The sequence below is a fragment of the Cupriavidus sp. JZ107 genome (genome assembly GCF_053903255.1).
The window spans coordinates 273,359-298,536 of the sequence record NZ_CP096480.1 but is presented as its reverse complement, the minus strand read 5'-3'; the positions used below and the strand labels follow the sequence as shown (position 1 = coordinate 298,536).

22 protein-coding genes are annotated in these 25,178 nt (G+C 64.1%); 9 read left to right on the top strand and 13 right to left on the bottom strand.

Annotation, left to right across the window (positions count from 1 at the left end):
- Window positions 1–83: 83 nt before the first annotated feature.
- On the bottom strand, window positions 84–1,532 hold the full coding sequence (locus M1D55_RS01310; protein WP_456280875.1) for a Fic family protein: 1,449 nt from the start codon (window positions 1,530–1,532) through the stop codon (window positions 84–86).
- Between the two features lie 101 nt (window positions 1,533–1,633).
- Here M1D55_RS01310 and M1D55_RS01305 point away from each other — a divergent pair, with 101 nt between their 5' ends.
- The gene (locus M1D55_RS01305; RefSeq protein ID WP_456281348.1) at window positions 1,634–2,239 is read left to right on the top strand and encodes a uracil-DNA glycosylase family protein; all 606 of its coding nucleotides are present in this window, start codon (window positions 1,634–1,636) and stop codon (window positions 2,237–2,239) included.
- 7 nt (window positions 2,240–2,246) lie between these two features.
- Here M1D55_RS01305 and M1D55_RS01300 read toward each other — a convergent pair whose 3' ends face one another.
- The 3 genes from M1D55_RS01300 to M1D55_RS01290 form a co-directional block, all read right to left on the bottom strand.
- Window positions 2,247–3,512: a HipA domain-containing protein gene (locus M1D55_RS01300; protein WP_456280874.1), complete on the bottom strand. Its 1,266-nt coding sequence runs from the start codon at window positions 3,510–3,512 to the stop codon at window positions 2,247–2,249.
- Entirely contained in the window at window positions 3,499–3,738 is a 240-nt protein-coding gene (locus M1D55_RS01295; protein WP_006575980.1) for a type II toxin-antitoxin system Y4mF family antitoxin, read from the bottom strand. The genes M1D55_RS01300 and M1D55_RS01295 overlap by 14 nt, the downstream gene beginning before the upstream one ends.
- A 127-nt stretch (window positions 3,739–3,865) precedes the next feature.
- The gene (locus M1D55_RS01290) at window positions 3,866–5,308 is read right to left on the bottom strand and encodes an aminotransferase-like domain-containing protein (RefSeq protein ID WP_456280873.1); all 1,443 of its coding nucleotides are present in this window, start codon (window positions 5,306–5,308) and stop codon (window positions 3,866–3,868) included.
- A 121-nt stretch (window positions 5,309–5,429) separates the two neighbouring features.
- Between M1D55_RS01290 and M1D55_RS01285 the strand changes: the two genes are divergently transcribed.
- The 3 genes from M1D55_RS01285 to M1D55_RS01275 all read left to right on the top strand — a co-directional run bounded on the left by M1D55_RS01285 (window position 5,430) and on the right by M1D55_RS01275 (window position 8,904).
- Entirely contained in the window at window positions 5,430–6,767 is a 1,338-nt protein-coding gene (locus M1D55_RS01285) for a hydroxymethylglutaryl-CoA reductase, degradative (protein ID WP_456280872.1), read from the top strand.
- 212 nt (window positions 6,768–6,979) lie between these two features.
- Window positions 6,980–7,489: a hypothetical protein gene (locus M1D55_RS01280; protein WP_456280871.1), complete on the top strand. Its 510-nt coding sequence runs from the start codon at window positions 6,980–6,982 to the stop codon at window positions 7,487–7,489.
- 23 nt (window positions 7,490–7,512) lie between these two features.
- Window positions 7,513–8,904, top strand: coding sequence for a tripartite tricarboxylate transporter permease (locus tag M1D55_RS01275; protein ID WP_006575984.1), 1,392 nt, complete (start codon window positions 7,513–7,515; stop codon window positions 8,902–8,904).
- Between the two features lie 57 nt (window positions 8,905–8,961).
- On the opposite strand, the gene M1D55_RS01270 is transcribed toward M1D55_RS01275, so the two are convergent.
- The 3 genes from M1D55_RS01270 to M1D55_RS01260 form a co-directional block, all read right to left on the bottom strand.
- Window positions 8,962–9,462: a cupin domain-containing protein gene (locus M1D55_RS01270; RefSeq protein WP_456280870.1), complete on the bottom strand. Its 501-nt coding sequence runs from the start codon at window positions 9,460–9,462 to the stop codon at window positions 8,962–8,964.
- Between the two features lie 180 nt (window positions 9,463–9,642).
- Entirely contained in the window at window positions 9,643–10,470 is an 828-nt protein-coding gene (locus M1D55_RS01265) for an IclR family transcriptional regulator (RefSeq protein WP_456280869.1), read from the bottom strand.
- 3 nt (window positions 10,471–10,473) lie between these two features.
- The gene (locus M1D55_RS01260) at window positions 10,474–11,247 is read right to left on the bottom strand and encodes an IclR family transcriptional regulator (protein ID WP_456280868.1); all 774 of its coding nucleotides are present in this window, start codon (window positions 11,245–11,247) and stop codon (window positions 10,474–10,476) included.
- Window positions 11,248–11,554: 307 nt separating this feature from the next.
- Between M1D55_RS01260 and M1D55_RS01255 the strand changes: the two genes are divergently transcribed.
- The 5 genes from M1D55_RS01255 (at window position 11,555) to M1D55_RS01235 (ending at window position 17,114) form a co-directional block, all read left to right on the top strand.
- A complete protein-coding gene (locus M1D55_RS01255) occupies window positions 11,555–12,514 on the top strand; it encodes an MBL fold metallo-hydrolase (protein WP_456280867.1) in 960 nt (319 codons plus the stop codon).
- A 43-nt stretch (window positions 12,515–12,557) separates the two neighbouring features.
- Window positions 12,558–14,303 (top strand): FAD-dependent oxidoreductase, encoded by a 1,746-nt coding sequence (locus M1D55_RS01250; protein ID WP_456280866.1) that lies wholly within the window; start codon window positions 12,558–12,560, stop codon window positions 14,301–14,303.
- Window positions 14,304–14,440: 137 nt separating this feature from the next.
- Entirely contained in the window at window positions 14,441–14,644 is a 204-nt protein-coding gene (locus tag M1D55_RS01245; protein WP_232205440.1) for a DUF2783 domain-containing protein, read from the top strand.
- 147 nt (window positions 14,645–14,791) lie between these two features.
- Window positions 14,792–16,114 (top strand): MFS transporter, encoded by a 1,323-nt coding sequence (locus M1D55_RS01240; protein WP_456280865.1) that lies wholly within the window; start codon window positions 14,792–14,794, stop codon window positions 16,112–16,114.
- Window positions 16,115–16,229: 115 nt separating this feature from the next.
- A complete protein-coding gene (locus M1D55_RS01235; protein ID WP_456280864.1) occupies window positions 16,230–17,114 on the top strand; it encodes an NmrA family NAD(P)-binding protein in 885 nt (294 codons plus the stop codon).
- A gap of 388 nt (window positions 17,115–17,502) precedes the next feature.
- Here M1D55_RS01235 and argC read toward each other — a convergent pair whose 3' ends face one another.
- From argC to acnB, 6 genes are all read right to left on the bottom strand, one after another.
- The gene (gene argC / locus M1D55_RS01230; RefSeq protein ID WP_456280863.1) at window positions 17,503–18,480 is read right to left on the bottom strand and encodes an N-acetyl-gamma-glutamyl-phosphate reductase; all 978 of its coding nucleotides are present in this window, start codon (window positions 18,478–18,480) and stop codon (window positions 17,503–17,505) included.
- A 185-nt stretch (window positions 18,481–18,665) separates the two neighbouring features.
- On the bottom strand, window positions 18,666–19,493 hold the full coding sequence (locus M1D55_RS01225; RefSeq protein WP_006576000.1) for a hypothetical protein: 828 nt from the start codon (window positions 19,491–19,493) through the stop codon (window positions 18,666–18,668).
- 52 nt (window positions 19,494–19,545) lie between these two features.
- The gene (locus M1D55_RS01220; RefSeq protein ID WP_456280862.1) at window positions 19,546–20,139 is read right to left on the bottom strand and encodes a tetratricopeptide repeat protein; all 594 of its coding nucleotides are present in this window, start codon (window positions 20,137–20,139) and stop codon (window positions 19,546–19,548) included.
- Between the two features lie 225 nt (window positions 20,140–20,364).
- Window positions 20,365–20,832 (bottom strand): DUF2846 domain-containing protein, encoded by a 468-nt coding sequence (locus M1D55_RS01215; RefSeq protein ID WP_456280861.1) that lies wholly within the window; start codon window positions 20,830–20,832, stop codon window positions 20,365–20,367.
- A 533-nt stretch (window positions 20,833–21,365) separates the two neighbouring features.
- Window positions 21,366–22,115 carry a hypothetical protein gene (locus M1D55_RS01210; protein WP_456280860.1) on the bottom strand — a complete coding sequence of 250 codons (750 nt, stop codon included), beginning with the start codon at window positions 22,113–22,115 and terminating at the stop codon, window positions 21,366–21,368.
- A gap of 342 nt (window positions 22,116–22,457) precedes the next feature.
- Window positions 22,458–25,049: a bifunctional aconitate hydratase 2/2-methylisocitrate dehydratase gene (acnB, locus tag M1D55_RS01205; protein WP_023265182.1), complete on the bottom strand. Its 2,592-nt coding sequence runs from the start codon at window positions 25,047–25,049 to the stop codon at window positions 22,458–22,460.
- Between the last annotated feature and the right edge of the window lie 129 nt (window positions 25,050–25,178).

Below are 25,178 nucleotides of genomic sequence, written 5' to 3'. Positions count from 1 at the left end.
CCGCCAATCCTTTGCCGGGTACGCGACGCGTTTGTAAAAGCTGCAATATCCGGTTGCCGGAACTGCCCGACGTCGCGTCTATTTCACTTCCACACCTGGACCCATTTCTCGAACTCGCTCGGACGCAATCGGAACCGTGCAATGCTGCCGAGATGCAGGGTCATCAATTGCGTTTCGACGACCTCGACAAAACGGGAGCGATCCTGTTCCGCCAGCCGCTCTGCACGGCTTCGGATAAACGACACGGCCTGGACCTTGGTCATTGCCATGCGTACCACCTCGGCCACGGTCTCCCCAATCTGGATTCGATATCGCATGCGGAAAGGGTCCGGCTCCCCGACCGACTGCCGGACAGCGGAATAGCGCGCGCACGAGCGCTGGTAGGCCCATACAAATACGTCGCGCAGCAACTCGACGCGATTCAATTCATAGATGGCCAGCATGGCGCTGATATAGACCTGCTGCGGGACATCGACGAAAGAAAGCGGACAGAGGTTGTGCTTGATCAGCGGAATATTGGCGGCCAACCGCGAGACGCGTTTATTGACGTCCTCGAACGGCTGCAGATAGGGCAAATGGACCATCGCAAAAAATGCCTGCTCGAACGGGTCGTCGATCGCAGCGGCCGTCTCCAACGCGCGCTGGAAGCACTCTGCTATCCGCTGTGGCCCGTCCAACGGCGTGAACGACGTTTGCCCGATACCGACCGCGATGGTGCGAAGTCGCCCGCTGGCGGCAGGGTCCGGCAGCAGATTTTCGGAAAGCAGCGCGTGCAGGTTCTGAATCGTATAGCTGTTGAACTGAATTTCCTCGGCGCTGGCCAACAGGAACTCGATGGCCTCCTTGTGGTTCAGGATCATCTGCGCTTCGATTGCGCCCTTGCCTTCCGCGGCTTCGCCGACGGACAGCAGATGCTCTGTCTCCAGCAAGGAATACGTATTGCCCTCCAGGCGGCTGGAATTCCACGACAGGTCGATCAGCAGGCGGCTCGCGATCTGGCGTGCGTATGTCCCGGCAGGCTCGTGCGAGCCCACCATGCTTCCCTGCGACCTCAACTCCGTGCGTATGGTCTCGGGCAGATAGAAGGTCCGGTTCGGGCGATAAGCGTCGAGAAACGCGCGGTTGTAACGCGCCGCACGGCGCCGGCCCAACGGCTGGAGGACATGGGCCTGAATCGATTCGGCCTCGGCCGTCAAGGGCACGCGGATCTCGCCGCGACCAGTCCGTCCGAGTTCCAGTTTGACGTTGCCCTCCGCGGTAACCAACGTCGCCGTGCGATACCGAGTCGCGCGTCCGGCACGCTCACGGCGCAGGTATCCTTGCGCAATCAGGTCGTTCAGCCAGCGCTGAACAGTGCGACGTGTGGCCACTCCATGCAGGCCGGCATCGATCTGCTCGATTCCGACGCCTTCCGGGTGGTGTGATACAAGGTCAAGCAAGACCTCGTATTGCTTGTTGGCATGGGTTTTTGGCATCACTTCAACGCCCGCCTGATGTCGCGATTTGGAGAATTGCGACATCACCAGCGTCACCAATGTCGCGAAAGCCGATTATCACGACATCGCCCATGTCGCGCAACAGCGTCTCTGCCGAACCTGGCTACGCGCAAGAGCATTCCGCGGCACGATCCGACATGAAGTTGCAACGTATCCTCCCCCTCCACACACTCCTTTCCGAAGTCCGCGCCTGCCGAGCCTGCGAACCGGACCTGCCGCTCGGTGCCCGTCCCGTCCTGCAAGCCTCACCGCAATCGCGCATCCTGATCGTCGGCCAGGCCCCCGGGATCAAGGTCCACGAGACCGGCATCCCGTGGAACGACGCCAGCGGCAAGCGGCTGCGCGAATGGCTCGGGGTCGATGCCGACACGTTCTACGACCCGACCCGATTCGCCATCGTGCCGATGGGCTTCTGCTATCCCGGCCGCGCCGCGAGCGGGGACAAGCCGCCGCGGCCGGAATGCGCGCCGATGTGGATGGATCAGATTTTGGCGAGGCTGAAGAACATCGAACTGACGCTGCTGGTCGGCCTGCATGCGCAGCGGTATTTCCTCGGCGCGGCGAACAAGGCATCGTTGACCGAAACGGTCAGGGACTGGGCGGAATATGGTCCGGGCGTCGTGCCGTTACCGCACCCGTCGCCGCGCAACGTCGCGTGGTTTCAACGCAATGGCTGGTTTGGCGAGGCAGTATTGCCGGCGTTGAAGGCGGAGGTCGGTCGGGTGCTGGCCGGAGTTCGATAAAGCGGGATCAATACTCGGCGCTGGACAGCCTTCGAATGGTGAGCGCCGCCCTCTGTTCAATCAGTCGAACGATTCTTGCCACGACGTCCGACCCGCCGAAAATATCCGCCCTTTCAGCTAGCAAGCGCATGGCGACCACAGGCAATTGTTCCGCCATCTGAACCACTGCCCTTAGAGATGGCGGCACTGCCAGTCCGCCATCTTGTGCGAGCCGTTCCCAATGTTGGACGTAGAGCTCCGTGAATTTGTACTTGCCGCCCAGTTTCATCGCCATCTTCGGTGTCAGATCCGAATAGATTGCGGTGGACAACGTGTCGTAAAGCGGCGCCAGCTCTGGCCCGCTGCTGCGGTACAACAGCGAAAAATTCTTCGCATGGGCGTCGTGATTGCCTATCAACGCATGAAATACGGTATAGCGAAACAGGCGGAGTACAGCCGGAGCAAAGGGACGGACGACACGGCGAAGTAATGCAAAGCATTGCGCCATATCAGGACCACCTTCATTCTGATATTTGGATTCCGGTACCACACCCAGCGCCTGGCAAAAATCTTCCTGGTGCATCCGATGAATCTGCCCAGAGCCGTCCCGGAGGCGGTCATAGCGCTCGACAAGCAGATAGCGCCGTGCACCCACCATGCTGATCCGCGCGGGCGCCACTGCCAAGCCCATCGCTTCCGCCAGCGCCATGCAGAAGCCCTCATTGCTTACGCTGTCCTCGATTCCCTCGATAGCCGGCTTCAGGATGTGTGTGCTTGGCGCCCCGCCTAAAGGCAAGCCTATGCGCTGACCGTCGACTATCACGGGAAGCTTGTCTTGTACACCGGCCAACGACAACCTCAAATCGTCCTTGCCGACAAGCATGGGGCGGCGCGGCAGCTCATCGAGCAGCGCAGCCAATTCGTCGTCATCCAACCACTGCACCGAACCTTGATGCTGCGATGGCAACGGTTGGCCGGGCTCGACGAATGTCACGGCACCGGCGCACTCACCACCGATGTGGTCGAGCAAGGCAAAGTCGTTCTGGACCGACACGTGAAACTGTTGTGCGATCAGCCTGCGCAGTCGTCCCTCGGGCAGCAGACCAGCGAAGAAGGCCCGGGCAGCAAAATCGTCGAACGGCTCTTCTTGCAGCGGCAAGGAGCAAGACAGAGCGAGCGCATCGGGTCGTTGCAACCAATCGGTGGAGTAGGCAAAGCGCAAACGGCCGTGCGACAACGACAAGGTGCCGACCCGACTGCGCTGCAGCCATACCTCCAATTCACGCGTCATCATGGTGTTCTTCAGTGTTCAAGCCTTGGAGTACCAATCGCCCTCCCACCGCGTCGATCACGCGCAATAACGTATCGAGCCTCAGTGTGGGCTTGCCGGCTTCGGCCTCGACGATAAAACGAAGGCCGCATCCGGCAGCCATCGCCAATTCTGACTGTGTCAAATGCAGACGTTTTCGAGCGGCGCGCAAGGCCGGCCCGAGGTCTGACGCGGAGCGGATCAGTGTCATGCGGTTTTCCCGTTCGGGATATAAGACGCCGTCACGAAAGTATAGGCAATGAAATTTCCCGATCGGGAAATTTGAGGCTCCCAAACATTGTAATCGGACGGATTTATCCCGTTCGGGAAAATTCGCCCTACGGCCGCCGGCGCACCAGCTTGCTTCCGCTCCCCGCCCCCAACACCCTGCGCAACGCCGCCTCAAACCTCGGATCGAGGACGGCGCCCACGTTGAACCGGGCCCATTGCGATCGCGCCTCGGGATCGACCCGGAACACGCGGCCCGGGGCGATCATGACCTTTTGCGCCAACAGGACTTCGGCCAGCGCCAGGGAGTCCGGTACCTCGGGAAATGCCGCCCACAGGTACAGGCTCTGCGGCGGCCGCACCCATACGTCGGTGCCGAGGCGATCGAACAGGACCAATGCCTGCTCGGTGGCATCCGCGAGCCGCGCGCGCAATTTGGCGAGATAGCGCTGGTAGTGGCCTTCGCTGAGGATCACGTCGACGGTGCGCTCGCAGTATTCCGAACTGCTGACATGGATCAGCGCCTTCAGGTCGGCGAGGTCGCTGGCGAGCGCATCGTTGCAGGCGATATAGCCGACCCGCAACGCCGCCGAAAAGGACTTCGAGAAGCTGCCGATATAGATAGTCCGATGCAGCTGGTCCAGTGCGGACAGCCGCGGCAGCGTGGTCGGCTTGAAGTCGGCCAGCGCGTCGTTCTCGACCACCAGCAGATTGAAGCGCTCGGCCAGCTGCAGCAGGCGATAGGCCTTGGCCGCGGAAAGGTCCGAGCCAGTGGGGTTGTGGCCGACCGATTGCGTGAAGAACAGCCGCGGCCGCTCGCGGGTCAGGATCTGTTCGAGCGCCTCGATGTCGGGCCCATCCGCGAGCCGCGGCACGCCGACGATGCGGGCGCCGGCCAGCTTCAGCTTCCCGAACAGCGGGTAGTAGCCCGGATCGTCGACCAGCACCGTCCCGCCGGCCGGCACGAAATAGCGGATCACGAGGTCCAGCGCCTCGTTGGCGCCGTGGGTCAGCACGATCTGCCTTGCCTGCGCGCCGATGCCGACATCGCCGAGCTTGCGCACCAGATGGTCACGCAGCGGACCAAAGCCGAAGCGGTTGCCGTAGCGGAACAGCGCGCCCAGGCCGGTACGCACGACCTTGTGGTGATAGCGGTCCAGCCGCGCCTCGGCGAGCCAGGACACCGGCGGAAAGCCGTCGCCGACGGCCAGCACGTCGGGCCGGCTCTTCAACTGTTCGCGCATCAGCCAGACGATGTCCATCGCGCGGCCAAGCGTGCCGGCATCCTCCTCCGGCGCCGGCCTGGGTGCCACCTCGCGCACGAAGAAGCCGGAACCACGCCGCGGCTCGACCAGCCCGCGCGCGACCAGCAGCTCGAAGGCGGCGACGATGGTGTTCTTGCTGTAGCCATGCAACTGCGCCAGTTCGCGCAGCGACGGCAGGCGATCGCCGGTGCGATACGCGCCCTCCGCGATCTGGCGCGCGATCGAGTCGGCCAGCGTGGCGGCGAGCGAGGGAGATCTGCGGGCGGTGCCGGGAGCGGTGGAGGTCATCGAAGGGGCGTAAAAACCAGGCGAGAGGTCACTGTCCCCGCAAACTGTACCCCTATTGACTGGTACAGTCACCCTAGACTGTCTCCATTCCATACCAGAGAACCACAGAACGGAGACCTCGATGCTCGCTTCCCTGCCCTCGTCCGACGCCAACGTCGCCGAGCCCCGCCGCAAACCCGTGGACTCCCGCCTGCCGCGCTTTCGCGAGATGACGCCGGCCCAGCGTCTGGCCGCCATTGCCGATGCAGCCGGTCTTGACGAAGACGAGCACGCGCTGCTGGCCGAGCCGGGCGCGTTGGGTGCGGTCCGTGCCGACGGCATGATCGAAAACGTGATCGGTACCTTCGAGCTGCCTTTCGGCGTGGCCGGCTATTTCCAGATCAATGGCAGGGACGTGCTGGTGCCGATGGCGGTCGAGGAGCCGTCCGTCGTCGCCGCGGCCTCGTATATGGCCAAGCTCGCGCGCGGCTGCGGCGGTTTCGAGACCTCGAGCTCCGGCCCGCTGATGCGCGCGCAGGTGCAGGTGGTCGGCGTCGCCGATCCCTATGGCGCGCGGCAGGCGCTGCTGCGCCATCGCGACGAGATCCTCGCCGTGGCCAACGCGCGCGACAAGGTGCTGATCGGACTGGGCGGCGGCTGCCGTGACATCGAGGTCCATGTGTTTCCCGACACGCCGCGCGGCGCGATGGTGGTGATGCATCTGATCGTCGACGTGCGCGACGCGATGGGGGCCAATACCGTCAACACGATGGCCGAGGCGGTATCGCCGGTGGTCGAGCGCATCACCGGCGCGCCGGTCCGGCTGCGTATCCTGTCGAACCTTGCCGACCTGCGGCTCGCGCGCGCACGCGTGCGTCTGACGCCCGAGGTGCTGGCCACCGGCGAGCGCAGAGGCGAGGCGATCATCGAAGGCGTGCTCGACGCGTACACCTTCGCGGCGATCGACCCGTACCGCGCGGCGACACACAACAAGGGCATCATGAACGGCATCGATCCGGTCATCGTCGCGACCGGCAACGACTGGCGCGCGGTCGAGGCCGGCGCGCATGCCTATGCCTGCCGCGCCGGCCGTTACACATCGCTGACCCATTGGGAGAAGGACGCCAGCGGCGCGCTGGTCGGCACGATCGAGTTGCCGATGCCGGTGGGACTGGTGGGCGGCGCGACCAAGACCCATCCGCTGGCGCGGCTCGCGCTGAAGATTCTCGGCGTGCAAAGCGCGCAGGAACTCGGCGAAATCGCCGCTGCCGTCGGACTGGCGCAGAATCTCGGCGCCTTGCGTGCGCTGGCGACCGAGGGGATCCAGCGCGGCCATATGGCGCTGCACGCCCGCAATATCGCGCTGGTCGCCGGCGCCGTCGGGCAGGAGGTCGAGCAGGTGGCGCGGAAGATGGCCGAGGAAAAGGACGTGCGGACCGACCGCGCGATTGAACTGCTGGCGCAGTTGCGGCGGGGATAAGGACACCAGGCCGCAAAGGCTGCCCTCTCCCCAGCCCTCTCCCGCAAGCGGGAGAGGGAGCAGGCCAACAGCGTGCGCAAGGCCGAGGTGTTCTTCCCTCTCCCGCTTGCGGGAGAGGGGTGGGGGAGAGGGCAAGCGCCCCGCGCCAACCCCACGCTCGCCACACCAACAAAAAGCGCCCGACAAATGGAGGCGCCACACAGGAGACAACGATGCCAACTGAAACAAAGCCCGCCGGCAGCCCGCTGGTCGAAGTCTGGGGCGACACCGCCAACCCGCGCCATCTTGCCTGCGCGATCGTCATCGGCGGGGCGCTGAGCCTTGCCGCGTTCGCCATCGCGAGCCGCATCCTGACCGAACTGGTCCGCACGCCCGAGCTCGCACGCGCCTATGCGATGCTCGCCGGGCTGGCCGGCTGCGTGCTGGCCGGCTTCATTTGCGCCTGCCTGTTCAAGCCGAAGCGCGTGGTGACCGAGGATATCTCCGCCACGGGCAGTGTGACCGCCGGTGCCGCTCGCGAGCAGGCGCTCGACCGCCTTGCCGAAGAATCCGGTGGGCTGGGAACCATGGCCGACCTCCCCGCCGCCACGGTGCAGGAACTTCGCGAACTGCAGCTCTACGAATTGTTCGCCGCCCGCGAGCGCGGTGCGACGGCCGCAGCAAGCCAAGCCGAAGCCGCGATACCGGACGCCGGTGCTCCGGTGCGCCCCAACGCCGCCTGACCCGCCACCGCCTGGAGCGCACCATGATCGAATCCACTCCTCTGCTGACGCAGATCCTCGTCGCGCTGGGCATGGGCCTGGCCGGTGCCATCGTGTTCGCGGCCATCGGTCTGGTGTCCGGCACCGACGAGACCACCACGCTGGCGCCACTGACGCTGCTCGTCGTGCTGCTCGGCGTGCCGCCGGCCGGCGTGTTCACCTTCTTCCTGGCCGGCGCGGTCGCCAAGCACATGACGCACGCGGTGCCGACTGCCTTGCTTGGCATCCCCGGCGACACCATGGCCACGCCGCTGATGCAGGATGCCAACCATCTGCGCAATCTCGGCGTGCCGCATATCGCGCTGCGCAAGATGATTTCCGGCGCAATCGTTGCTGCGTTCTGCGCGGTACCGCTGGCGGTGCTGTTCGCCGTGCTGCTGGCACCGTTCGGCGCAACCATCACCAAGGCCGCGCCGTGGATCTTCGTGGCCGCCGCGCTGGTGATCGCCTACGCCTCCCCGGGCCGCTGGGCCTCGGTAGCAACGCTGGTGCCGTTCGTCGTGGTGATCGTCGCGCTGCAGACCTTGACCGCGAAATTCGGCGTCAAGCTGAGCATCAGCTATTTCCTCGGCATCGCCATCGGCCCGCTGATCGCGGACCTGTTCTCGACGCTATCGCCGGTCGACCGCCCACGCATGCAGCGCAAGGAAGCACGAACCTTTACGCTGGCGCCGGACGTCAAGGGTTGGGGCGGCTATTTCCCGAATCCCCTGAAGGTCATGGACGGCACCCAGACCCGCTGGACCGTGGCGACCGCGGCCATCTCGAGCGCGACCTTCGTGTTCAGCCCGGTCGCGATGACGGTGGTGCTGGGCGAGCTCGTCGGCTCGCGCATCAAGCACGCCTATCACCGGCTGACCACGGTCCTCAGCGCCCGCAATGGCGTTACCGAAGCGACCTATATCGCCGAGGCATTGATTCCGCTGATCGCCTTCGGCCTGCCGCTGAGCCCGGTGGCCGCCGGTCCCGCCGCACCGCTGTTCAACGCCCCGCCCGTGTTCACCGTCGATGCGGCCAATGGCCAGACCCACAACCTGCACAACCTGCTGAACCACTGGGAATTCCTCGGCTACGGCCTGCTCGCTGTGCTGCTGGCGGCGATCGTGTCGTATCCGTTCGCAATGAACTACGCGCGCCGCGCCGCGCTGTTCGTGTCGCGCCGCATCTCGCACGAAGCCATCGTCGCGACGTTCGTCGGGCTGATCCTGGTGATCAGCGTGTGGGAAGGCCAGTTGCTCGGCCTGCTGGTGATCCTGACGCTGGGTTCGATCGGCGGGCTGCTGTCGCGCGTGCTGGGCTTCAACACGGGTGTGCAGTTCATGGGGTATTACACGGCGGTGCTGACGGTGCCGGCGCTGATCAAGCTGGCGGGATAACCGCCGCGGTTCGGCGGTTCGGCGGTTCGCCAGCCTGGAAAGCTGGCGAACCGGCCTTCACTCCCCCTCCCAATAGTCCAGACTTCCGTCCGCCCGGCCCATATAGGCAAACCCATTGCCTTGATCGAGCACGCCGAATTTTCCCGAGTCGGGATAGTGGCAAAGCTCCGGTGCGGCCATCGTGCTGACGGCCAGCACCTTCAATTCCTGCGCGCCGGTATTGATGATCTGATGCGCGGTTTCCGGACCGCCCGCCGGGCAGGAAATCACGTCGCCGGCGCGGATGGGATGACGGGCCTCCCCGATGCGCACTTCACCCGTGCCTTCGACAATAAAGAACATTTCCTCGTTGGCACGATGGCTGTGGAAAGGAAACACGCGCTTGCCGGGCTCGATCACAGTCAGGTTGTAGCCGAGCTTCTGCGCGCCCAGCATGCGCCCGATCGGCGCCATGCGGCCGCCATAGCGCTCGGCGGGCAGTTCGGAACCGTATTGGCGGGACAGGTCGGCGAAGTCCAGGTATTGGGCGTCGGCGATGTTGACGATGGGGTGGGGCATGGTGCTCCCCTCCTTGCAGGGTGTTTGTCGTTGCGGTCTGGCCTTTGACTCGGCACAAAGCAGCGATGACGCAGGCATCGGGGCTGTGGATTCACCAGAAGAGAATCTGAATTTTAGTGGCGTTGATTCCCAATTTTCGTCGCGTTGACTCCCGATTTTCACGGACCTCGTTCCCGAATTTCACGGCGTCGATTCCGCCCAGAGCGGCAGTCCAAAACGCCACGACAGACGTTGCGCTGCGGCGGTCAATCGGCGCGCTACGTTGCCATCGTGTCCGCTGTCGAAACTCCCCGCCGTCCCCATCGCCGCAAGCACAAGCACCACGGTACCGGTATGGTCGAACACCGGCGCCGCCAACGTATGGATGCCGGGCACAGGCTTGTCGAGCGCATCGTCCATGCGTTGCTCGCGAATGCGTGCGAGCCTCGCGGCATAGGCGGACCTTTCCTCTCGTAGCGTCTTTACCGGTGCGCCGGCCATCCGCACCGCTTCTTGTTGCAGCAATCCGTCCAGGACGTCTGCGGGTTGATGGGCGGCGAACACGCGGCCGATCGCGGTATTGACCAGCGACAGCACCGTGCCGACGCGCAGGCTGACGTGCTGCGGCCGCGCCGATTCTTCGAGCCGTACTACGGTAGGCCCGAGCGGACCGAGCACCGCCATCGCGACACTGAGCCCGGTATCGACTGCCAGGCCGCGCACTTCCGGCTCGGCCTCGCGCACCGGCGACAGCCGCTGCAGCGCGATCAGCCCCAATTGCAGCGCCAGCGGTCCAGGCAGGAAACGCCCATCGGCATCGCGCTCGAGTACGCCGGCTCGCACGAGGCTGACCAGATGCGGAAAGGCCTTGGCGGCAACCATGCCGGCGCCGCGTGCCAGTTCACTGAGCGCGAGCGGGCTGCCCGCACGCAGCAGCGCTCCGATCAGCTGGGCGCTGGCATCGAGCGCCTGAATGCCGCGCTGCGGCTTGCCTGCGGCCTCGTCGCTGGTTCCGATCGCGTTCGTCATGAGTCAGTCTTCTCCGCGCAGCGAATTTGCAACTTGCGCAGCCGTCGCCAGCAGGGCACGGGCCAGTTCGCCGCGCCAGGTGGTGTCGATGTTGGCCGTCGGCCCAATCGCGGTGAGCAGCAGACGAAGGGCGCCCCTAGCGTCCCGCACGGGCACGCACAGGCTGCTGACGCCGGGGCTCGGGATATCGATGCTGCGTGCGATGCCGCGGCTGCGCACCTCGTCGAGCTCGGCAAGAAACGCAGCGCGTGGGGGACGCGCCGGCAGCGCGTCGAACAGCGGCACCCATTGCGCTTGGTCCACGCAGGCGCAATACATGCGGCCGGTCGCGGTGGTGGCCAGCGACATCACGGTGCCGACATGCAGATTGACGTGCAGCGGCGCATTGCCGCGCTCGTAGCGGACGATGGTCGGACCCTGAGGACCGGGTACGCTGACGGCCACGCTGCAGCCGGTCCGTGCCGCCAGTTCGGCGACGAGGGGCACCGCCGCATGCAGGCCGGGATCCAGTTCCAGCCGCATCCGGGCCAGTTGCAGCGCCAGTGGGCCCGGCTCGAAGCGATCGTCGAGATGGTCGCGCTTGATCCAGCCCTGGCGCGTCAGCGAAACGAGATAAGGATGGGCCTGAGCCGGTGCAATGCCGACGGCCGTGGCGAGCTCCGCGGCCGATAGCGGCGCGCGCGCTTCCGCTAGCGCCTGCAGGAAGCGGCCGGCCACATCGACGCTCTGCACGCCGCGCTGTGTCTTTTCCTGTCCCGCCTGCCCTTCCTCGCCCATCGTCACCCTCCGAAAGGCTGGATATTAATCCAACGCCGCATGGAGACCGCGGCGGCGGCCTGCTGGGGCCCCACGCGACCCGTGGCAGCGCGGCCGCCCCCGGACTGCCTCTGCGCTCTTTTTATTTTCTAGCAAACCATTTGGATATTGACTAACACAAGAACGTCTCCTACCATCCGTCTACCCCGACAACACCGTGCGCGGTTCGCGCCCGGCCAATCCAATAACGAAGGGGCGAGACAGTATTCGTGCGTTGTCATCTGCAACGCCGCCCGCTGCCGCGCCCCGCACCCACGACGAGGCAAGCATGGCCAAAGCATTCGCATCGCAGGCCGACCTGGAAGCCAAAAAGGTCACCTTCACCCAGCTGTCCGAGAACGCCTACGCCTATACGGCCGAAGGCGACCCGAATTCGGGCGTGATCATCGGTGACGACGGCGTGCTGATCGTCGACACCACCGCGACGCCCGCGATGGCGCAAGACCTGATCGCCCGGATCCGCACGGTCACCGACAAGCCGATCAAGTACGTGGTGCTGTCGCACTACCACGCGGTGCGCGTGCTCGGCGCATCGGCGTATTTCGCCGAAGGCGCGCAGCAGATCATCGCCAGCCGCGGCACCTACGAAATGATCGTCGAGCGCGGCGAGGCCGACATGAAGTCGGAAATCGAGCGTTTTCCGCGGCTGTTCGCCGGCGTCGAAACGGTGCCGGGCCTGACCTGGCCGACGCTGGTGTTCGACAAGGAAATCACGCTGTTCCTGGGCAAGCTCGAAGTCCGCATCGCACATCTCGGCTCGGGCCACACCAAGGGCGACACCGTGGTCTGGCTGCCGTCGCAGAAGGTGCTGTTCTCCGGAGACCTGGTCGAATACGAGGCCGCCTGCTATTGCGGCGACGCGCAGCTGGCCGAATGGCCCGCGACGCTGGGCGCGCTGCAGGCGCTCGGTGCCGAAAAGCTCGTCCCCGGCCGCGGCCCGGCGCTGACCACGCCGCAGCAGGTACGCGAGGGCATCGCCTACACCAAGGACTTCGTCACCACGCTGTACCGCGCCGGCCAGGAAGCGGTGGCGCAGAACATGGACCTGAAGGCCGCGATGGCGCATACGCGCAAGAGCATGGACCCGAAGTTCGGCCATGTCTTCATCTACGAGCACTGCCTGCCGTTCGACGTGACGCGTGCCTATGACGAGGCGTCCGGCATCACGCATCCGCGCATCTGGACCGCCCAGCGCGACAAGGAAATGTGGGCCGCGCTGCAGGACTGAGGGAGCAGGATCGGCATCCGAGATGGTGGAAGGAGACAACACGATGACGGTCGACTATCAACGATTGACCTTCGAATACCGGCCGTGCGCCGAGCAGGCTGTTGCCGGCGCGGTGCATCCCGTCGTGGTGGTGGGCGCCGGACCGGTGGGCCTGGCCACCGCGATCGATCTGGCGCAGCATGGCATCCGCGTGGTGCTGCTCGATGACGATTGCACGCTGTCGACCGGCTCGCGCGCGATCTGCTTCGCCAAGCGCACGCTGGAAATCTTCGACCGGTTGGGCTGCGGCGACCGCATGGCCGACAAGGGCGTGCGCTGGAATCTCGGCAAGGTCTTCCTGCGCGACCAGATGGTCTATGCGTTCGACCTGCTGCCGGAGACCGGACATCGGCGGCCCGCCTTCATCAACCTGCAGCAGTACTACGTCGAAGCCTTCCTGCTCGAGCGCGCGCTCGAACTGCCTAACATCGAAATCCGCTGGAAGAACAAGGTAGTGGGCATCGAGCGTCGCGATGACGCGGGCGCGGACGGCACCGTCACGCTGGCGGTGGAAACGCCCGATGGTCCGTATGCGGTGACGGCGCGCTATGTCGTTGCCGCCGACGGCGCGCGCAGCCCGATGCGCAACCTGCTCGGCCTCGACAGCAAGGGCCGCACCTTCAAGGACCGCTTCCTGATCGCGGATATCCGCATGGAAGCCGGCTTTCCGAGCGAGCGCTGGTTCTGGTTCGACCCGCCCTTCCATCCCAATCAATCGGTGCTGCTGCATCGGCAGCCCGACAACGTCTGGCGCATCGATTTCCAGCTGGGCTGGGACGCCGATCCCGTGCTGGAGAAATCGCCGGGGCGCGTGATCCCCCGCGTGCAGGCGCTGCTCGGCCCGGATGCAAAGTTCGAACTCGAATGGGTCAGCGTCTATACGTTTTCGTGCCTGCGCATGGACAGCTTCCGGCATGGCAACGTGCTGTTCGCCGGCGATTCCGCGCACGGCGTGTCGCCGTTCGGCGCACGCGGCGCCAATAGCGGCGTGCAGGACGCCGACAACCTGGCGTGGAAGCTCGCCCATGTCTTGCGCGGCGAGGCGCCGGAGGCGCTGCTCGACACCTACGCCAGCGAACGGGAATACGCGGCGGACGAGAACATCCGCAATTCGACGCGCTCCACCGACTTCATCACCCCGAAGAGCCAGGTAAGCCGTGTGTTTCGCGACGCCGTGCTGACGCTGGCGGCCAGGCATCCGTTTGCGCGGACGCTGGTCAATAGCGGGCGCTTGTCGGTGCCCAGCGTGTTGGCCTCGTCTCCGTTGAATACGCCCGATATCGATGCCTTCGCGGGCGCGATGGTGCCTGGCGCGCCGTGCGCCGATGCGCCGGTGCTTGTCGATGGTGCGCCGGAATGGCTGCTGTCACGGCTCGATGGTGGATTCTGTTTGCTGGTCTACGGCAATCCGCAAACACTCGATGCGGAGACCTCAAAGCAGATCGCCACATTGCGCGCGCTGGCAGGTTCGCCACGTCTGCTGTTCGCGTCGCCCGCTAGGGGCGCCACTGGCCCGACAGCGGACACGACTGTGTTGATCGATGCCGAGGGCGTGGTCGCCAAACGCTACGACGCTGAGCCGGGCACCGCGTATTTGATTCGTCCCGACCAACATGTGTGCGCGCGCTGGCGTGCCGTCGATGCGGACCGCGTGATGGAGGCCATGGCGAGGGCTCAGGGTAAACAGCTGACGCCTCGTGCCAAGACGGCTTGCACTGCATCGGCACAAACCGAAGCTGTAGCGGCCTGATCAGCCTGAAGCGGTAGAGACGCCCCTCGGTTCTCTCCCCTCTCCCGCGAGCGGGAGAGGGGCGGGGAGAGGGCAACCCACGCCCGCCAAATCAGCAAAGCCCGCCTAACGCGCAACAACAAAATCCCGGAGACCCCATGCCCCTGACCACCGAACCCAACCTGGCCCAGCCCGACGATTTCTACGAAGCGCTGATCGACATGCACCGCGATCTGGATGACGCCCAAAGTCAGGCCGCCAACGCCCGCCTGATCCTGCTGCTCGCCAACCATATCGGCGACCACGAGACGCTGCTGTCGGCATTGCGATTGGCACGCGAGGCGGAAACCGCCTCTGCCTGAATGGGCAGGTGCGAGCCGCACCCCGCGCCATTTGACCGACACACGACGAAGACCACTCCGGGCCCACGGTGCACAAGACACCCGGCCCGTTAAGGGCGGCGCGATCCGCCCGTCTTTTTCCTCCTTCCTGCTTTACGGAGACAAAGCATGTCCCAACTTCACGCGGGCACCGCGACGCCGCCGCTCGCCCTCGCACACGAAGAAGACGCGCTGCATCAGAAGATCTGGATGCGGATCGTCCCCTTCCTGTTCGTCTGCTACGTCATCTCCTTCCTCGACCGCATCAATATCGGCTTCGCGCAATTGCAGATGAAGCACGACCTCGGCTTCAGCGATGCGATGTACGGCCTTGGTGCCGCGGTGTTCTACGTCGGCTATGTGCTGTGCGAAGTGCCAAGCAATATGCTGCTCGCCCGCTTCGGCGCGCGGCGTACGTTCACGCGCATCATGCTGCTGTGGGGCGCCGTCTCGGTGGGAATGGCCTTCGTCTCCACGCCGGCGCAGTTCTATACGCTGCGTTTCCTGCTTGGCGTGTTCGAAGCCGGCTTCTTCCCCGGCATCGTGCTGTATATGACCTACTGGTTCCCGGCCCGCCGCCGCGCTGCGGTGATGGCGATCTTCTTCGCCGGCGTCGCCGTCGCCGGCGTGCTCGGCGGCCTGGTCTCGGGCTGGATCATGCGGGATATGGCCGGCGTGATGGGCCTGTTCGGCTGGCAATGGATGTTCGCGATCGAAGGTGCGCCCGCCGTGCTGCTCGGGCTGATTGCCGCCTGGTATCTGGTCGACAGCCCCGCCGATGCCAAATGGCTGACCGCTGGTGAAAAGGCGCTGCTGGCACGGCAACTCGAAGGCGAACAAGGCAGCCACGCCGCGCATACGCTCGGCGCCCTGCGCGAGGCGCTGCACAATCCGAAGCTGTACGTCTTCGCGTTCATCTATTTCGCGCTGACGTGCGGCTCGCTGACGCTCAATTTCTGGATGCCGCTGATGATTCGGGATTTCGGCATTACGGATGTCGTGTCGATCAGCTTGTATAGCGTGATTCCCAATGCGGTCGGCGCCGTCGGCCTGATCCTCATTGCGCGGAATTCGGACCGCACTGGCGAGCGCCATCGCCATTTCCTGCTGTGCTGCTGCGGCGGCGCATTGGCCCTTGCGCTGCTGACGCTGCGGCTGCCGCATTTCGGCGCGATGCTGGCGATCCTGTCCGTGGCAGCGGTGTTGATCTTCGCCGCGCTGCCGATCTTCTGGTCGTTGCCGCGCAGCTATTTGCCCGGGCATACCGCCGCAACCGGACTCGCGTTCATCAGCAGCGTTGGCATTACCAGCGGCATCGTCAGCCCCTGGGTCATTGGGCAAGTCAAGGTGCAGACCGGCAGCATGGACAACGCGCTCTTTCTGCTGGCTGGGCTGCTGGTTGCCGCAGGCGTCGTCATGTGGAAATCCGTGCCGAAACACGCCTCACAGTAATGGACCCCTCCGGTGAAATACCCACACCGCCTCCGTCTTTGGTATGGTTTCGCCATCAGCGATGACTAATGCGTCCGTTCCTGATGACCGGTCAGGGGACGCCGGAGGCAAGCACATGTACGTGATCATGGGCGGTACCGGACATGTTGGATCGGCGACGGCGGAAACGCTGCTCGCCCGCGGCCAGGCGGTCACCATCGTGACCCGCTCGGCGGCCCGCGCAGACAAATGGCGCGACAAGGGCGCCGATATCGTCGAAGCCGATGTGGAAGACGTGGCGTCATTGCGCGCCGCGTTTCGACGCGGACGCCGGGCGTTCTTGCTCAACCCGCCCGCCGACACGAGCAAGGACACCGATGCGATCGAGCGGCACACGGTCGCCAACATCCTTGCCGCGCTCCAGGACTCGGGCCTTGAAAAAGTCGTCGCTGAATCCACCGGCGGCGCCCAGCCCGGCGAGCGCATCGGCGACCTGAGCGTCCTGTGGGAACTTGAGGAAGGCCTGCGCCGTCAGTCGATCCCCGCGGCGATCAATCGCGCCGCTTACTACATGAGCAATTGGGATTGGCTGCTCGATACGGTGCGCAGCACGGGCAAGCTGCCGACGATGTTCCCCGCCGATCTACCGATACCCATGGCCGCGCCACGCGATCTCGGAGAGGCGGCAGCGGCCCGCCTGATGTCCCCGCTCGACGATGTTGGCGTCCGTTACGTCGAAGGGCCGCGTCGGTATTCTTCCAAGGACGTTGCGACCGCCTTCTCACAGGCGCTTGGCCGGCCCGTCGCACTTGAAGTCGTGCCGCGGGACAAGTGGAAGGAGACGTTCCTGGGATTGGGGTTCTCGGATGCCGCGGCCGATTCCTATGCCCGGATGACGGCGGTCAGTGTCGACAGTGGATTCGATTTGCCGGAGGAACCGCTGAAGGGTGGGACGGCGCTGGAAGAATATATCGGCAATCTTGTGGCCGGTGCCAATAGGCAGGGCGACGGCCCTGGCTAGGGTCACCTGGCTCCGTCTTTCTTCCTGCCTTTGTCGTAATGCCACTTGATGGCGAAGAACATGCCCGTGCCGAGCACGAGAACCTTGAACACGATAAAGACTACAGGGAACCAATCGACCATTTTGAGTACTTCCAAGCTTTGACTTGACGCTGGTTCGATCATAACACCCCGGAACAAGGGGACGGTCTCACGATCAGGAGCCGACCAGCCTCGAGATGTACGCGAAGAGACGCGAGCTTGCGCTGCCTATGCTCGAGATCGAAAACAAGCGTCCCGCGCGGCTCAGCTTGGCTGTTGGTCCGAGCCTTCCGCCATGGCGGCCGCGTCGCTCCGCGCACGACAGTGCTGCAGCAAAGATAACTACGGAATCGGCCACTCAAAAGCCATCACGGCCAAACAGGTCCCCCATCCAGCCCCGCCGTTTCCGGCAGACCGCAAATCAGGTTCGCATTCTGCACCGCCTGACCCGCCGCTCCCTTGCCGAGATTGTCGACGACGCCCATCGCGATCACCAGGTTGCGCTCCGGATCGGCCGCATAACTGACGAACGCGAGATTCGAGCCGGTAGCCCATTTGGTCTGCGGCGGCTTGTCGCTGACGCGGACGAACGCGCGTCCGGTGTAGAAGCGCCGGGCCGCATCCAGGCACTGGTCCGTGGTAGCGCGGCCGCGGCAGTAGATGGTGACGAGCACACCGCGAGTCATCGGCACCAGGTGGGGCGTGAACACCAGCCCTGCCGCACTGCCACCACTCAGACGCTCGATCGTCTTGGCGATCTCGGGCATGTGGACGTGCTTGAGCAAGCCGTAGGGCACGACGTTTTCGTTGCTCTCGGCGTAGCCGAACTTGCTGTCCGCCCCGCCCCGGCCGGCGCCGGAGATGCCGGTCTTGGCGTCAATCACAATGTTGCCGGCCTCGATCAGCCCGTTGGCCAACAGCGGCGCCAGCGCGGTCAGCGTCGCCGCGGGGAAGCAGCCGGGGTTGGCAACGCGGGTCTGACCCTCGATCTGAGCCGGCCAGACGTCGGCGAGACCGTACGCCCAACCGTCGACGTAGCGGTGATCGCCGCCGATGTCGACAATCTTCACGTCCTTGGGAACGCGCGCCAGCGCGTCGGCCGACGACCCGGTGGGCAGCGACGCGAAGAGGACGTCGAGCTTCGGCAGGGTCGCAGGGTCCCACTTCTCGATCACCAACTCGGCAAGCTTGGCCGGCACACCGCGAAAGCGATCCACCAATCGGCTGCCGGCGCTGCCCTCGCCTGCGGCGTAGACAAGCTCAAAAGACGGGTGGCTCGCGATCAGGCGCATCGCCTCGCCGCCGCCAAAACCGCTGATTCCGACAATGCCGACGCGAATGCTCATGGTGGTGTCCTGCTGCTGGAGTGAGAGAACAAGTTGGGTTTTATCCCGGCCGCGTAAAGTCTAACCGACTCTCTCGGAATAACGTCCTCTCGGCAGTAATGAACGACCGATCCTGCGCTCTATCCTTCTACTGGCTTCTGGCGAACAGTAGATGGCGTCAAGCGCGGGAGATCGCCGATAAAAATTTACGAGCCGACCTTCAGCCGCCCACCACGTCCCAGTCCGCCCTTGACCTCCTGCGCCTTGTAGTTGCGCAGCGAGATCACCATGTTGTTGTAGGCGTCCATGAATGCGGCGACAGTGGCCTTGCCTTCAGGCGTGCGTGAGAAACCGCCGAGGCCGCCGGCCGTATTGCCGCCAAAGGCGCCAAGGGCCGCACCGAAGTTGGTGGCCGTGGAATTGCCTTCCGAGATGGAGACCTGCACGCCCGAGCGGATGTCGAACATGGTCAGCGTCACGACCGATGCCTTGCTTTGCATCGCACCGCCGACCAGTGCGCCGACGCTGCCAAAGAGGCCGCCCACACCAGCAGCCAGCTGGCCCGTGGAGTCGTTGTCGATGATGATGGCCGGCTCCATGTAGTAGTCGGCCGCTACGCGCTGTCCCTTCTGCTGGCGCGAGCCCGCGCGGAATTCACCGGAATTGCGCTGCTTGTCGGTGATATTCGACAGCTTGCTTTCGGTGCGATTGTTGCCGATCGACGTGATCACGAAGCAGTTCGACTGCTGCACGGCCAAGCGGATCAGCGGTTCGATGGTCGTGACCTTGGTCGCTGCGCCAAAGCCCGCAAACCACTCCTTGCCGCGGCCATCATCCACTGCCAGCGTGCCGAGCGGCGCGTCGCAGCGCTCCAGCGAAGCATTGGCGTTGACGCTGGTGGCACCACCCGCGGCGCCGGTGGCCGCGGTAGGCGCGGTGCCGGTGCTGATCAGACCGCCGCCAGCGGTGGCGCAGCCAGCGAGAACCACGGACGCAGCCAGTGCGGCCACGCGCAAAGAAATATTCTTGGGCATGATAGGGCGTTCCTGTCGAGGAAATTGACGAAAAAAATCCGGGTGGGAAGACTTAGCGGTGATACCAGCCCGAAGGGCCCCAAACCCAGTAATACGGATAGCTGCTGTACCAGGCAAACCACGACGTGCGATAGGCCTCGCGGACCCGGTAAGCGCTCTGTTCGTCTTTCTTGGCAGCCTGAGCCTGCGGAATCAAATCCTTGGCCTCCTTGCTGCCCTTGGCTGCGGCTCGCATCAGCCAAGCCTCGGCTTCGGCAGGGTCCGAACCCATTTCCTCAAAGCCCATCAGATAAATTCGGCCAAGCGCCAGTTGCGCTTGCGTATGACCGTTGTCGCCAGCCTTGCGCAGCCATTCCAGCGCTTGATAGCTGTTGCGCTCGACGCCGTCGCCACGCAGCAGACGCAAGCCGAGATCGTAGGCGGCGTCCGGATTCTTCTCGGCCACCTTGGCCAATGCCTGCATACGCGGATCCGCTTCGTTGGAGGCGAGCTGCGCCGTCGCTACGCGTCGATCCTGTTCGCTACAGGCGTTCCCGTCGCACAGGCGCACCGTGGACGAACGCGGCGCCAACTGGTCTTCAGGCGTTTGCGCGCATCCGGCAAAGCCGACCGTGGTGGCCAACAGCAATGGAACAAGAAGACGCATAGATGACCCCCCGAGGTCTGTTTTTATTCGTTTTGTATTTATTGCCTTGTGAGAAGGCGTATGGATTGTATTTTCCGCGGGGGGAGTATTTGCACCCAACCACCGTAGGTGTACGGTTTCCGTTGTATCTGGAAAACGGATCGGGTAACGGTCGGGCGATTGCTTCTGGAAGAGCAATTGGAACACGCGATCGAGGCGCGTGACCGACCGCCAAAACAGACGACTTTACTGGCTGCAGGTGCCCGGCTTTGCCATTTCGAGTTTGGCGACGTCGGCCTTGCCTTGCTCCTCGGGGATCAATTCGAGATCGGCCCCGCCAACGAAAGCGCCGAGCTTGATGAACTGGCGGACAAAGTAGTTCTTGCCGGCTTCCATGGCCACTTCCAGGGCGTTAGGCGAGAACTCCGATTCCGTCTCGATCTTGTGCTTCTTGCCGCCTTCGACCTGCGTGTAGAAGAACACGTCCGAGGCGCTCTCTCCCAGGCACTTGCCGTCCACCCAGATATCCTTCTTCAGCGCCTTCCCGACAAAGCTATTGCGGTAGACATAGAGACCGGAATTTCCTGCGCTCGGGGCGCTGAACTGTTTGGCTTGGTCGGACTGCTCCTTGCTGGCCATGTCGACGGACGCGCAACCGGTCAATACCAAGGTAGAGACGGCAAGGATAGTAATAATGCTGTGGTTGATCTTCATTTTATGAATCGTGGAAACAGAAATGGCAGAAGGCTAAGACGCAATAAACGCGAGAAATACGTTCTCGGTGATCGCGATGCTCCGCACTCTGCTACCACTTTCATCGGCCAGCGATCCATGCTTCTCCGGCTCGCATGCGCCGACCGATACCGACGTGATGGCGTCGCACGCGCAACCGGAACGCTTCCGGCTATCGACCACAGAGGCTCATCACTGTACCCCCCTGTCGTTGGGTACTCAGGCATGCCAATGCGAAACAGCGCAGAAGATTACGACCAACAACCGTATGGAGAGCATGCCTTTGCACGCCGCAGGCGAGAAGGGATGAAGACGGTCTCTCCCTGTCCATGTAAAGAGGTAGCGCATCATTCCTGCATCGCTCCTCAGCGGCTATTTCGGGTCGTTAGCAGGAACCGCTGCAGTCGCAAGCGGACGTGCACTTGGGTCGGAAGCCGCCATCCATGCAACCTCGGCGACTGACAGTCGCGGGTAGTAAACTCTCATGCGCCAAGGCGAAGGGAGGAGAAACTCTGCTACACGTTCATAGTGGTCTGGTATTCATATTTCGCGCCGAGAACCGCGGCAATCTCCCTAAGCGTGGCAGTAATGTTATCGGCGCGGGACGCTGGATGGTCAGACAAAATAAGGAAGCCACCCACGCCCCTGGATCGGTAACTCGTTTCAGACGGCCGGTTCCTGGCGGAAGCCTTGAACTGCAGCGTGACCGCGTAGTAGCCGTCGCCCTTGGCCGGAAGGACGTCGGTGAAGCGTATTGTGGAAATCGACCAGCAGCTGAAACGAAAGCTCTCGCCGCCGAACCGGAAGCCTGCCCATGCATAGTCCCGCGAGCGGAACACCACGAGCGCATCGTTCTGGTGGCTCGTCGCATCATGCCCGGCGGCGAGTTCCATGCTGGAAACCATCGCGGCATCAGAGCCATCACGGCCGGCCTCGACTTCAAGGTATTCGCTGATCGTTGCCCTCAGGTCTTCATAAAGCCGGCGGGTCGCATCATGCCGGCCTTCCGCCCCATCCATCAGCAGGAGCCGCTTGAAGCGCGCCTTCTCGCCGACTTGGAGTGGCACTGGGGTCCGTTGGCGTGGTGTCCCCTCAGTTGTAGCCGTGGCAACCACGCCGCTCATGCGGCCCGAAAGCCAGAACAGGAATACCGACTGAGCGACAAGCACCGCGATAAGCGTAGCCAGTCCGGCGAAGAAGCCGTGGCCAGATCCGACTTTCGACGCTGCGAGCGTGGCTGGGAGCAGATAGAGAAGCCAGAACATCCTTCGATCTTTTGTTTCTGCGGATTGTGGCGATTATGCCGTGCTTCCCTGCGCCGAAACGGAGATGCCGTCCCTACCCCCAAGCGCTCAATCGGCTCGCGTTCCAGATCGATCAAAACGAAGGGATCCGAAACGACGATCATCATCGAAAATCAGGTGACCTGCCGCGCCGGCCGGACTTCGGCCCCGGTATCAGCCCCAAAACAAAAAAAGCCCCGGAGACTTCCGCCTCCGAGGCTTTCCAACAGCAACAATTAAAAGCAGTTCAGCTCAGTCCCAAGGGCTCGAGGCCAAGAACACACAACAACCTCAAACCCCAGCGACCAGATCAAACCCCCGCTATCAAACCGTCACCGTATCCGCCACCCCCTTGAAATCCTCGATCTGGTCGAAGTTCATGTAGCGGTAGATCTTGTCGCCATTGGCGTTCAGCACGCCCATGTCGGCCATGTATTCCTCCTTGTTCGGAATACGGCCGAGGCGCGAGCAGATCGCGGCCAGTTCCGCCGAGCCCAGATACACGTTGGTGTTCTTGCCCAGGCGGTTCGGGAAGTTGCGGGTCGAGGTCGACATCACGGTCGCGCCTTCGCGGACCTGGGCCTGGTTGCCCATGCACAGCGAGCAGCCCGGCATTTCGGTACGCGCGCCGGCAGTACCGAACACACCGTAGTGGCCTTCCTCGGTCAGCTGCTTCTGGTCCATCTTGGTCGGCGGGGCGACCCACAGCTTGACCGGGATGTCGCGCTTGCCTTCCAGCAGCTTCGACGCGGCACGGAAGTGGCCGATGTTGGTCATGCAGCTGCCGATGAACACTTCGTCGATCTTGGCGCCGGCGACATCCGACAGCGTCTTCACGTCGTCCGGGTCGTTCGGGCAGGCGACGATAGGCTCGTGCACGTCGGCCAGATCGATTTCGATCACGGCGGCGTACTCGGCGTCGGCGTCCGGCTCGAGCAGCTTCGGATCGGCCAGCCATGCTTCCATCGCCTTGATACGGCGCGACAGGCTGCGGGCATCCTGGTAGCCCTCGGCGATCATCCACTTCAGCAGCGTGATGTTGCTGTTGATGTATTCGATGATCGGTTCCTTGTTCAGGCGCACCGTGCAGCCGGCGGCCGAGCGCTCGGCCGAGGCGTCGGACAGTTCGAACGCTTGCTCGACCTTCAGGTCGGGCAGGCCTTCGATTTCCAGGATGCGGCCGGAGAAGATGTTCTTCTTGCCTTGCTTGGCGACGGTCAGCAGGCCCTGCTTGATCGCGTACAGCGGAATCGCGTTGACCAGGTCACGCAGCGTGACGCCCGGCTGCATCTTGCCCTTGAAGCGGACCAGCACCGATTCCGGCATGTCCAGCGGCATCACGCCGGTGGCCGCGGCAAAGGCCACCAGGCCCGAGCCGGCCGGGAAGCTGATGCCGATCGGGAAGCGGGTGTGCGAGTCGCCGCCGGTGCCGACCGTGTCCGGCAGCAGCATGCGGTTCAGCCACGAGTGGATGACGCCGTCGCCCGGGCGCAGCGAGATGCCGCCGCGGGTGCTGATGAATTGCGGCAGCGTGTGGTGCGTCTTGACGTCGACCGGCTTCGGATAGGCGGCGGTGTGGCAGAACGACTGCATCACCAGGTCGGCCGAGAAGCCGAGGCAGGCCAGGTCCTTCAGCTCGTCGCGGGTCATCGGGCCGGTGGTGTCCTGCGAGCCGACCGAGGTCATCTTCGGTTCGCAGTAGGTGCCCGGGCGGATGCCCTTGCCTTCCGGCAGGCCGCAGGCGCGGCCGACCATCTTCTGCGCCAGCGTGAAGCCCTTGCCGGTGTCGGCCGGGTTCTGCGGCAGGCGGAACAGCGTCGACGGGGCCAGGCCCAGCGCTTCGCGCGCCTTGGCGGTCAGGCCGCGGCCGATGATCAGCGGAATGCGGCCGCCGGCGCGCACTTCGTCGAACAGCACGTCGGACTTGACCTGGAATTCAGCGATGACTTCGCCATTCTTCAGCGCCTTGCCTTCATACGGGCGCAGCTCGATCACGTCGCCCATTTCCATCTTCGACACGTCGAGCTCGATCGGCAGCGCGCCGGCGTCTTCCATCGTGTTGTAGAAGATCGGGGCAATCTTGCCGCCCAGGCACACGCCGCCGAAGCGCTTGTTCGGCACGAACGGGATATCTTCGCCGGTGAACCACAGCACCGAGTTGGTGGCGGACTTGCGGCTCGAGCCGGTACCGACCACGTCGCCGACGTAGGCGACCAGGTGGCCCTTTTCCTTCAGCGTTTCGATGAACTTGACCGGACCGCGCTTGCCGTCTTCCTCGGGCTGGAACGCGGCGCCTTCGCGCTTGTTCTTCAGCATCGCGAGGGCGTGCAGCGGGATGTCGGGGCGGGTGGTGGCGTCCGGCGCCGGCGACAGGTCGTCGGTGTTGGTTTCGCCTGGAACCTTGAACACGGTCACGGTCAGGCTTTGCGGGACTTCCGGACGGCTGGTGAACCATTCGGCGTCGGCCCAGCTTTGCAGCACCGCGCGCGCGTTGGCGTTGCCCTTGTCGGCCTTTTCCTTGACGTCATGGAAGGCGTCGAACATCAGCAGCGTCTTCTTCAGCGCGTCGGCGGCGACGGTGCCGACTTCGGCGTCGTCCAGCAGTTCGATCAGCGGCGAGATGTTGTAGCCGCCGAGCATCGTGCCGAGCAGTTCGGTGGCGCGGGCACGGTTGATCAGCGGGCAGGCTTCCTTGCCGAGGGCGACGGCCGCCAGGTACGAGGCCTTGACCTTGGCCGCATCGTCGACGCCGGCCGGCACGCGGTAGGTGATCAGCTCCAGCAGCGTCTGTTCTTCACCCGCGGGCGGGTTCTTCAGCAGTTCGATCAGTTCGGCGGTCTGCTGCGCGGACAGCGGCAGCGGAGGGATGCCAAGCGCGGCGCGTTCGGCGACATGGGCGCGATAGTTTTCGAGCATGGGAACCTGCGGGGTGATAGAGGAATGAGGATTAAACAACACCGTTGTGGCTGCGATTGTACGCTCAACGTCGGTCCTCGGTCAAACGTCTTATATCTTATATAAGACTTAGGACTGACCGCCGTGCCA

Bases quoted from the DNA above. Each gene is read 5' to 3' on its own strand.
- M1D55_RS01305 (WP_456281348.1), top strand. From the start codon at position 1,634: ATGAAGTTGCAACGTATCCTCCCCCTCCACACACTCCTTTCCGAAGTC.
- M1D55_RS01280 (WP_456280871.1), top strand. From the start codon at position 6,980: ATGCCAACTGAAACAAAGCCCGCCGGCAGCCCGCTGGTCGAAGTCTGG.
- argC (WP_456280863.1), bottom strand. From the start codon at position 18,480: ATGAGCATTCGCGTCGGCATTGTCGGAATCAGCGGTTTTGGCGGCGGC.
- M1D55_RS01285 (WP_456280872.1), top strand. From the start codon at position 5,430: ATGCTCGCTTCCCTGCCCTCGTCCGACGCCAACGTCGCCGAGCCCCGC.
- M1D55_RS01300 (WP_456280874.1), bottom strand. From the start codon at position 3,512: ATGATGACGCGTGAATTGGAGGTATGGCTGCAGCGCAGTCGGGTCGGC.
- M1D55_RS01215 (WP_456280861.1), bottom strand. From the start codon at position 20,832: ATGAAGATCAACCACAGCATTATTACTATCCTTGCCGTCTCTACCTTG.
- M1D55_RS01250 (WP_456280866.1), top strand. From the start codon at position 12,558: ATGACGGTCGACTATCAACGATTGACCTTCGAATACCGGCCGTGCGCC.
- M1D55_RS01210 (WP_456280860.1), bottom strand. From the start codon at position 22,115: ATGTTCTGGCTTCTCTATCTGCTCCCAGCCACGCTCGCAGCGTCGAAA.
- M1D55_RS01235 (WP_456280864.1), top strand. From the start codon at position 16,230: ATGTACGTGATCATGGGCGGTACCGGACATGTTGGATCGGCGACGGCG.
- M1D55_RS01240 (WP_456280865.1), top strand. From the start codon at position 14,792: ATGTCCCAACTTCACGCGGGCACCGCGACGCCGCCGCTCGCCCTCGCA.
- acnB (WP_023265182.1), bottom strand. From the start codon at position 25,049: ATGCTCGAAAACTATCGCGCCCATGTCGCCGAACGCGCCGCGCTTGGC.
- M1D55_RS01255 (WP_456280867.1), top strand. From the start codon at position 11,555: ATGGCCAAAGCATTCGCATCGCAGGCCGACCTGGAAGCCAAAAAGGTC.
- M1D55_RS01290 (WP_456280873.1), bottom strand. From the start codon at position 5,308: ATGACCTCCACCGCTCCCGGCACCGCCCGCAGATCTCCCTCGCTCGCC.
- M1D55_RS01275 (WP_006575984.1), top strand. From the start codon at position 7,513: ATGATCGAATCCACTCCTCTGCTGACGCAGATCCTCGTCGCGCTGGGC.
- M1D55_RS01260 (WP_456280868.1), bottom strand. From the start codon at position 11,247: ATGGGCGAGGAAGGGCAGGCGGGACAGGAAAAGACACAGCGCGGCGTG.
- M1D55_RS01295 (WP_006575980.1), bottom strand. From the start codon at position 3,738: ATGACACTGATCCGCTCCGCGTCAGACCTCGGGCCGGCCTTGCGCGCC.
- M1D55_RS01270 (WP_456280870.1), bottom strand. From the start codon at position 9,462: ATGCCCCACCCCATCGTCAACATCGCCGACGCCCAATACCTGGACTTC.
- M1D55_RS01265 (WP_456280869.1), bottom strand. From the start codon at position 10,470: ATGACGAACGCGATCGGAACCAGCGACGAGGCCGCAGGCAAGCCGCAG.
- M1D55_RS01245 (WP_232205440.1), top strand. From the start codon at position 14,441: ATGCCCCTGACCACCGAACCCAACCTGGCCCAGCCCGACGATTTCTAC.
- M1D55_RS01220 (WP_456280862.1), bottom strand. From the start codon at position 20,139: ATGCGTCTTCTTGTTCCATTGCTGTTGGCCACCACGGTCGGCTTTGCC.
- M1D55_RS01225 (WP_006576000.1), bottom strand. From the start codon at position 19,493: ATGCCCAAGAATATTTCTTTGCGCGTGGCCGCACTGGCTGCGTCCGTG.